This is a genomic window from Flavobacterium sp. (genome assembly GCF_023151265.1).
Taxonomy (GTDB): Bacteria; Bacteroidota; Bacteroidia; order Flavobacteriales; family Flavobacteriaceae; genus Flavobacterium.
The window spans coordinates 1-4,625 of the sequence record NZ_JAKLJH010000054.1; the positions used below are offsets into that span (position 1 = coordinate 1).

Genomic DNA, 4,625 nt, shown 5'->3' on the forward strand with positions numbered 1-4,625 from the left:
CGCAAAATGAAGCGTTTCGAAAGCTCTTGCAATTGTATCAAAAACCTTTGTATTATCATATTAGAAACATGGTTTTAAACCATGATGATGCTGATGATGTACTTCAAAATACGTTTATAAAAGTATTTGGTAATCTAAAAAATTTTAAAGGCGATAGTAAATTGTATTCTTGGATGTACCGAATTGCTACGAATGAAGCTATAACTTTCATACAACAACGAGCTAAAAAACAAGGTATTTCAAGTGAAGAAGCGCAACAAAAAGCCATTAATAAATTAGAAAGTGATGTTTTTTTTGATGGAGATGACATCCAATTAAAATTACAAAAGGCAATTGCAAAATTACCTGATAAACAACAATTAGTCTTTAAAATGCGCTATTTTGAAGAATTAAAATACGAAGAAATGTCGGAAATTTTAGAAACTTCAGTGGGTGCTTTAAAAGCGAGTTACCACATAGCCGCAAAGAAAATTGAAGAATTTTTACATACGAATTAAACCTTTACACAAAATTTTTGTCCAATAAATATGAAACCTTTTGACTTAGAAAATAAAAACGAAATAAAATCAGGATTTAAAGTTCCAGACAATTACTTTGAGCAATTCGAAGCTAAAATGATGGCGCAGATTCCAGTAGAAAAAGAAACGAAAGTAGTTTCCTTATTCTACAGAAAACAAGTTTGGATAAGTGCTATTGCTGCTGTTTTTTTAATCGCAATTGCAATTCCAGTTTATTTCAATATGGCTAAGGAAAGTTCGCTTGATGCTTCAACCATTGAAAGTTATTTATCTCAACAACAAGGAATTGGCATCACCGAATTATCGAAACACTTAACCGATGAAGATATTACAGCAATAGAAAATAATTTATCTTTAAACGAATCAAACCCTGATGCTGTTGAAGATTATCTTTCCGAATCGGAAAACTTAGAATATTACATTAACGAATAAAATTTACCCATTATGAAAACGAAAATCATACTTCCAATTATATTTCTTTTAGTTACATCGTTATCTTTTTCTCAAGGTTTTAAAGAAAAAAGAGAAAAAGTAAAAGCACTAAAAGTGGCTTACATTACAGAGCAATTAGAATTAACTACAGATGAAGCTCAAAAATTTTGGCCTATTTATAATGCATTCGATGAAAATCAAGCAGAACTACGTCATGAAAAAATGAGAAGCATTTTAGACCGATTCAAACCTGGAAATGTTGAAAAATTAAGCGAAAAAGATGCTTCTAATTCATTAGCACAAATGGAAAAAATTGAAGAAGATTTATTCAATTTAAAAAAGAAATTCATCAAAGATTTACAAGGCGTAATTAGTGCCAAAAAAATCATCAAACTTAAAAAAGCCGAAGAAGATTTTAATAGAGAATTATTAAAACAAATGCGCGAAAAAAGAAGAGGTTAGTTATAAATCTTAAAAGCGTTCAACATAAGTTGAGCGCTTTTTTTTATTGGATTTCAAATCGAACCAACTTATTTCTTCCAGTGGCATAAAAGACTTTCTCTGATTCGAATCGGAAAGTATAAAAATCTTTATCATCAGAGAATTTTGTCCAAGTTTTACCAAAATCAGCCGAGTAAAACATTCCAGTTCCACCAACAGAAATTAACTGTTTTCCTTTGCTATTTGGAATAAATTGTACACATGAAGCATATCCAAAAGCTTCTCTTTCGGCGATTAGTTTCCAAGTTTTTCCACCGTTTTTTGTGATGGCTTTATTTGCCCAATTTTGGTTTTGTTTTTCGTAATTTCCACCTGCAATAATTCCTATTTTTTCATTGTAAAAATCAGCTGTAAAAATTCCTGTCATAGTTTCGCCTTGAACAATTGGCGTTTCATAAACTTTCCAAGTAGCTCCAAAATCCTTAGAAACAAAAACTCTCGATTTCTTTCCACCAGAAACCATAAAAATCGATTTCCCTTTTATAGTCAAATTCGTGTTACTAGTTGCAAAAGCGGCTTCACCTTCGGCAACTTTTGGTAAAACATCGCAATTTACTTTTTGCCACGTTTTGCCTCCATCACTAGTTTTTATAAAAGCTAAACAGTTTTCAATTGGGTCACCCATGGCAAATCCGTTTAAATCATCCACAAATTGCATACTATCATAAAACACTTTTTCGTGTTCTTCTTTATAAACAACAGTTTCTTCCAACGTTTTCTTGTCAATACGAATCAACATCGCTGGATTTCCAACAGCTAGAATGAAAATAGCTTCTTTGGTTCCTGCAATGCTTCTAAATTCGGTAGTTCTGGCAACGGATTGAATTTCTTTTAAAATGGTAGTATCTTTTTTCTTATCGTAAAATCCGTAACGACCTTTATCCATTCCCATCCATACTTTTTCTTCGTCAACAAAAATGGCTCTGCAACTCAATTTTGTTTCGAGAATTACTTCCGATTTAAATTTTACGCTTTGAGCTACTACTGAAATACTTATGAATAACAGAAATGCAACTATTTTCTTCATTGGATAGGTTTTATTTTCAAATATAGTGGAAATGTTTCAAAGCAAAAATATATTTTACAAACATTTGATTATCAAAACATTAATTAATATTAAAAAACTTTGGCACAGTAATTGGTTAACTTAAAAATAGAAATAAGAACCCTTAAACGAATATATTATGAAAACGAAATTGATACACCTGAGCTTACTGGCATCATTGACGATAGGTTCACTTTTTGCACAAGAAAAAACTACGGTTACAGCAAAAAATTCGGATATCAGCGACAACTTAGATTTAAGAGCGGTTGCGACTGTTTTTGGTGATGCAAAAGACTTAGAAGATTTTGAAAGAAGATTGAATGATCCTAAAACTCAAATTTCAAACTTAGATTTGAATAACGATAATTATGTCGATTATTTAAGAGTTATTGAAACGGTTGAAGGCAATGTGCATTTAGTTGTAGTGCAAGCAGTTTTAGAAAAAGATGTTTTTCAAGATGTAGCTACAATTGAAGTAGAACGCGATAGCAATAACCGAGTTCAAGTTCAGGTTGTTGGTGATGTTTATATGTATGGTGCAAATTATATTTATGAGCCCGTTTATGTTCATACTCCGGTAATTTATAATACATTTTGGGTAGGAAACTATCGTCCGTATTATTCATCATGGTATTGGGGTTATTATCCAAGTTACTACTATTACTGGAATCCGTTCCCAATTTTTAGATACAGAAATCACATTCATGTTCATATTAATTTTGGTCACAGTTATCATTATGTTTCACACAGAAGATGTGCTTCAGTTTATAACAACTATTATGGTAGAAGAGGAAATGGTTATGAAAGAAGATATCCAAATCGTTCATTTGCACATAGAAATTCAGGATATTCAAACCGATATGAATTAGATTCAAGAAGAAACATCAATTCTCCGAGAAATAGAGGTGAATTAACTTCAAACTCACCAAGAGGAAATCGTGAAACAAGAGAATTTAACGGAACTACGCCAAGAACTAGAACCGAAACAAGTACTCCAAGAAATAACGGAACAAGAGGAAATTCTGGTACAAGAGTTGTAACTGAAAACAGAGGGAATTCTCCAAGAGTTACTACTGAAAATAGAGGAAGAAACGAAGGTCCAAGATCAAATGGTGGAAGAGAATATACTGAAAACAGAGGTAATTCTTCTAAAGAAAGAGGAACAATTTCAAGTTCAGGAAACAGAGGGAATTCAGAATACAGAGGAGGTTCTTCAAGAGGTAACTCACAACCTAGAAATAGTGCTCCACGAGGCAATTCAAACTCAAGAGGTTCCGAAGGAAGAGGAAGCGGAAGAGGATAAATATTAAAGCTGTCAAATTTGGCAGCTTTTTTTATTTTTATTCGTATCTTTGCAGGCTGATTTAAAATAAAAAATGAGATTACACAGAAATTTAGTATTCACAACAATCGATTCGCTTATGGCGATTTTTAACGAAGGTGAATACGCTGATAAAGTTGTTGCTAGAGCTTTAAAAAAAGACAAACGTTGGGGAAGTCACGATAGAAAATTCGTAGCAGAAACCATTTACGAAATCGTAAGATGGAAACGTTTATACACCGAAATTGCAGAAGTAAAAGAACCTTTTGATAGAGATAAAATTTGGAGAATATTTGCCGTATGGGCAATATTAAGAGGTTATACCCTACCCGATTGGAAATATTTTGAAGATACACCAGTTAGAAGAATCAAAGGAAAATTTGATGAATTAACTAAAACAAGAAAATTCAGAGAATCTATTCCAGATTGGATGGACGAATTGGGTGTTAAGGAATTAGGTGAGGAAACTTGGACAAAAGAATTAGCTGCTCAAAACGAACAAGCGAAAGTAATTTTAAGGGTAAATCGCCTTAAAACAACCAAGGAAAAATTAAGAGCTATCTTAATGGATTTGAATATTGAAACCGAGTTTCACAAAGATTATCCAGATGCATTAATTTTGACAGAAAGAGCTAATGTTTTTTTAACAGATGCTTTTAAAGATGGTTTGTTTGAAGTACAAGATGCTTCTTCTCAATTAGTGGCTTATTTCTTAGATGTTCAGCCAGGAATGCGTGTAGTGGATACTTGTGCTGGTGCGGGTGGAAAAACCTTGCATTTGGCTTCTTTAATGGAAAACAAAGGGCAA

General features: G+C 32.5%; 5 protein-coding genes and 1 pseudogene. 5 read left to right on the top strand and 1 reads right to left on the bottom strand.

Annotation, left to right across the window (positions count from 1 at the left end; genetic code table 11):
- The 3 genes from L6Q46_RS06615 to L6Q46_RS06625 all read left to right on the top strand — a co-directional run.
- A partial coding sequence (locus L6Q46_RS06615) for an RNA polymerase sigma factor (RefSeq protein ID WP_291283651.1) occupies nt 1-497 on the top strand: 497 nt, incomplete at its 5' end.
- 30 nt (nt 498-527) lie between these two features.
- The gene (locus L6Q46_RS06620; RefSeq protein WP_291283652.1) at nt 528-950 is read left to right on the top strand and encodes a hypothetical protein; all 423 of its coding nucleotides are present in this window, start codon (nt 528-530) and stop codon (nt 948-950) included.
- 12 nt (nt 951-962) lie between these two features.
- Complete coding sequence (locus L6Q46_RS06625) at nt 963-1,412, top strand: sensor of ECF-type sigma factor (protein ID WP_291283653.1); 450 nt, start codon at nt 963-965, stop codon at nt 1,410-1,412.
- Between the two features lie 43 nt (nt 1,413-1,455).
- Here L6Q46_RS06625 and L6Q46_RS06630 read toward each other — a convergent pair whose 3' ends face one another.
- Nucleotides 1,456-2,478: an oxidoreductase gene (locus tag L6Q46_RS06630; protein ID WP_291283654.1), complete on the bottom strand. Its 1,023-nt coding sequence runs from the start codon at nt 2,476-2,478 to the stop codon at nt 1,456-1,458.
- A gap of 157 nt (nt 2,479-2,635) precedes the next feature.
- Between L6Q46_RS06630 and L6Q46_RS06635 the strand changes: the two genes are divergently transcribed.
- The gene (locus L6Q46_RS06635; protein ID WP_291283655.1) at nt 2,636-3,799 is read left to right on the top strand and encodes a hypothetical protein; all 1,164 of its coding nucleotides are present in this window, start codon (nt 2,636-2,638) and stop codon (nt 3,797-3,799) included.
- Between the two features lie 73 nt (nt 3,800-3,872).
- A pseudogene (locus L6Q46_RS06640) lies at nt 3,873-4,625 on the top strand (RNA methyltransferase); the annotation flags it as partial.

What these genes read in the sequence shown, in the direction of transcription:
- L6Q46_RS06620 (WP_291283652.1), top strand. Translation starts at nt 528, where the DNA reads ATGAAACCTTTTGACTTAGAAAATAAAAACGAAATAAAATCAGGATTT.
- L6Q46_RS06625 (WP_291283653.1), top strand. Translation starts at nt 963, where the DNA reads ATGAAAACGAAAATCATACTTCCAATTATATTTCTTTTAGTTACATCG.
- L6Q46_RS06630 (WP_291283654.1), bottom strand. Translation starts at nt 2,478, where the DNA reads ATGAAGAAAATAGTTGCATTTCTGTTATTCATAAGTATTTCAGTAGTA.
- L6Q46_RS06635 (WP_291283655.1), top strand. Translation starts at nt 2,636, where the DNA reads ATGAAAACGAAATTGATACACCTGAGCTTACTGGCATCATTGACGATA.